Raw genomic sequence first — 3,415 nt, 5'->3', positions numbered from 1 at the left:
GGCTCATTCGTACCGTCATCGAGGACTTCTGGCGTAAGGAGCATTATAAGGCTGGGTACGAAATCGTCTACTCGCCTCATATCGGCAAGGCGTCGTTGTGGCAGACGAGCGGGCACTTGGATTTCTATCGGGAGAACATGTACTCACCCATGGATATCGAGGGCCAGGAATACTTCATCAAGCCCATGAACTGTCCGTTCCACATCCTGATTTACAATACCGGCCGCCATTCCTACCGCGATCTGCCGCTGCGCTGGGCCGAGCTGGGCACGGTCTACCGCTACGAGCGGAGCGGGGCCCTGCACGGGCTGATGCGGGTGCGGGGCTTCACCCAGGACGACGCCCACATCATCTGCGCCCCGGTCCAGATCGACGACGAGGTCTTAAGGGTACTGGATTTCTCGCTGTCAATGCTTAAGGACTTCGGGTTCAAAGACGTCAAGATCGAGCTGTCGGTGCGCGACTCCAAAAATCCGGGACAGTACGCCGGACGGGACGAAATGTGGGTCAAGGCCGAGGAGTCTCTGGTCAAGGCGCTTCAGGCCCGGAATATCGATTATGAGCGGATGGAGGGTGGGGCGGTGTTCTACGGCCCTAAGATAGACATCAAGATCAAGGACAGCCTGGGCCGGCTGTGGCAGTGCAGCACCATCCAGTTCGATTTCAACCTGCCCGAGAAGTTCGGAATGACCTACATCGCCGAGGACGGCAAGGAGCATCGGCCATATATGGTGCACCGGGCGCTGCTGGGGTCACTGGAAAGGTTCTTCGGGATACTGATAGAACACTACGCCGGAAACTTCCCGCTGTGGCTGGCACCGGTCCAGCTGGCGGTAATGAACATCACCGACGCCCAGGCGGACTACGCGCAGCGTATAGCCGAGAGCTTACAGCGTTCAGGGTTCCGGGTCAAGCTTAACCTGGGGAGCGAAAAGATCGGGGCCAAGATCCGCGCCGCCGAGATGGAGAAGGTACCCGGCATGATCATCGTGGGGGCCAAGGAGCAGGAGCAGGCCAAAGTCTCGCTGCGCCGGCACGGCCAGGGGGATGTCGGACAGATGACGGTGGAGGAACTGGCCGAGAGACTGAAGAAAGAAGTGGAATCTAAAGGCAAATAGACACCGGTTGAGAAGCAGAAAAATATTTTTTGTTGAGGAGGGATTAAAATGGGTTTTTGGGGTAACAAAAGGGTGACAGTGACCGGGGGCAAGGGCTTTCTGGGCTCCTTCCTGATCCAAAAATTACAATCCAGCGGCTGCCGGGACATATTTGTTCCGGATATCAAAGACTATGACCTGGTGCATCTGGACGCCATCAAGCGGCTGTACCGCGATGCCCGCCCCGACATCGTCATTCATCTGGCCGCCAAGGTGGGCGGGATCGGGGCCAACCGGGAGAAGCCCGGCGAGTTTTTTTATGACAACCTGATGATGGGGGCCCAGCTGATGGAAATAGGCCGGCAGGCCGGGATTGAAAAATTCGTGGCCCTGGGAACCATCTGCTGCTACCCCAAGTTTGCCCCGGTGCCGTTTAAAGAGGATGATGTCTGGAACGGTTATCCCGAGGAAACCAACGCCCCCTACGGCCTGGCTAAAAAGATGTTGCTGGTCCAATCGCAGGCCTACCGCCAGCAGTACAATTTCAACTCGATATTTTTAATGCCGGTAAATTTGTACGGCCCCCGGGACAATTTTGACCCCGGGTCGTCTCATGTCATTCCCGCCTTGATCAAAAAAATACACGACGCCCAGACCGAAGGCCGTAAGGAAATAGTGGTTTGGGGAACGGGAAAAGCCACCAGGGAATTCCTGTATGTTGAAGATGCTGCCGAAGGCGTTCTGCTGGCGGCGGAAAGATACCAAAAGTCCGATCCAGTGAATCTGGGGGCCGGCTTTGAGATATCAATCAAAGAACTGGTGGAACTGATCGCCCGGCTGATGAAATTTGACGGGAATATAATTTGGGACGGCACCAAACCCGACGGCCAGCCCCGGCGGATGCTGGACACCAGCCGGGCGGAACGGGAGTTCGGGTTCAGGTCCAAGACAAATTTTGAGGCCGGGCTGCGGCGCGCTATAGAGTGGTATTTGGAACAATAGCTGGGGCCATTCTTCTTCTGATCCTGCCAGGCAGTATTGATAGTGCCGCCAGCGGCAGTATGCGGAAACGGTTTGTAATATTATAAAAGTAGCCTGTTTTAAAATGGAAAAAGAAAATGGCATGCTGGCGGCAGTGAATGGTGTTTAAAAAAGGCGAATAAATTATGGTAAGGTTTACTTAAAACTTTTTCATAGGAGAAGGACTATGCTACCCGATCAAAAATCCACCCTTGCCGATTTAAAACAGCTGATTATTAAAAGGGGTTATATCGTCATCGGCACCACGATATTATTTTCCGCAGCGGCGTTAGTTGTGGGGTTGGTTTCCCCCAAGGTATACCAGGCGGAAGCCATTGTCACCTTGCCCGAAACCTCAAAAAACAGAATAAATACCGATTCCAAAGGAAACGTAAAGGCGCTGATCAATGTGCTTGAAACAAAAAACCTGGTTGGATTGTACTGGAAGCAAAGAAAGGACGGCGCCGGTGATTCAACCGGCAGCAGCCTGTCCCCTTATGTAAAATCGTTGATCATTGAAGAGATCAGAGGCTCAACTGTACAATTTCGGATGTTGGTTTATGTGGAGAAGATTCCAGATAGTGGATTAACGGCAATAGAAACGGTGATGAATCATTTGCGCAATAATGAGTATGTCCGCCTGAAGTATGAGTCTGAAAGAGTAAACTTAATGACGGCTTTAAATGGGCTGCAACGGTCAATAGACAGCTCAATCGCCATACGGGAAAAAGTATTGCGGCAATTGCAGGGCAAAACGATTATCGGATTTAATCCGGTAGAAATGGAAAGTAAGTTATCTGACCTCCGGCTTAAATATTATGAAATGCAGATAGATCTGGCATTGTTTCATAGTTTTGAATATGTGACCCCCCCGTATGTGACGGGAAAACCCGTAAAACCCCGGATTTTATTCAATACAAGTATAGCCGGCATGGCGGGACTGTTCCTTTCTTTTATGTTGGTATTGTTGGCAGATCCGCATTTGCGGAACGAGCTCTACCAGCAATTTGTAGATGGGTCTTCTCCAATGAGTGTGGGTGATTTTAGGTGATTTTGGGCTACTTACAGGGGAGGAAGCGTGCAGGTCAGTACCTTCAACCGTAAGTATTCCTCGTCTCTCAAACCATACGCCCTGCGCTGTATAACCCTGATCTTGTCGTTCAACCCCTCAACAAACCCCAAGGCGACTTTGTTTGACGGATGGCAGTAAGCGGCAATGCCATCCCAGTGGCGTTCGATCATCCCGGCAAACTTTTCGTAGGGTTCCAATCGCTGCCATTTGAGTGAGGTCTTCCAGT

General features: G+C 51.9%; 4 protein-coding genes. 3 read left to right on the top strand and 1 reads right to left on the bottom strand.

Annotated elements, in window-relative coordinates:
• The 3 genes from thrS to HY768_04140 form a co-directional block, all read left to right on the top strand.
• A partial coding sequence (gene thrS / locus HY768_04150; GenBank protein ID MBI4726409.1) for a threonine--tRNA ligase occupies window positions 1-1,118 on the top strand: 1,118 nt, incomplete at its 5' end.
• 48 nt (window positions 1,119-1,166) lie between these two features.
• Window positions 1,167-2,099 (top strand): GDP-L-fucose synthase, encoded by a 933-nt coding sequence (locus HY768_04145; protein ID MBI4726408.1) that lies wholly within the window; start codon window positions 1,167-1,169, stop codon window positions 2,097-2,099.
• 205 nt (window positions 2,100-2,304) lie between these two features.
• Window positions 2,305-3,168 carry a hypothetical protein gene (locus HY768_04140; GenBank protein MBI4726407.1) on the top strand — a complete coding sequence of 288 codons (864 nt, stop codon included), beginning with the start codon at window positions 2,305-2,307 and terminating at the stop codon, window positions 3,166-3,168.
• Window positions 3,169-3,179: 11 nt separating this feature from the next.
• Here the strand turns inward: HY768_04140 and HY768_04135 are convergent.
• The coding region (locus HY768_04135) for a transposase (protein MBI4726406.1) at window positions 3,180-3,415 on the bottom strand (236 nt) is incomplete at its 5' end.

It is taken from the genome of candidate division TA06 bacterium, assembly GCA_016208585.1.
Lineage (GTDB): Bacteria > Edwardsbacteria > AC1 > AC1 > EtOH8 > UBA5202.
The sequence above is the reverse complement of the archived record's forward strand: the minus strand, read 5'-3'. Positions and strand labels throughout refer to the sequence as shown.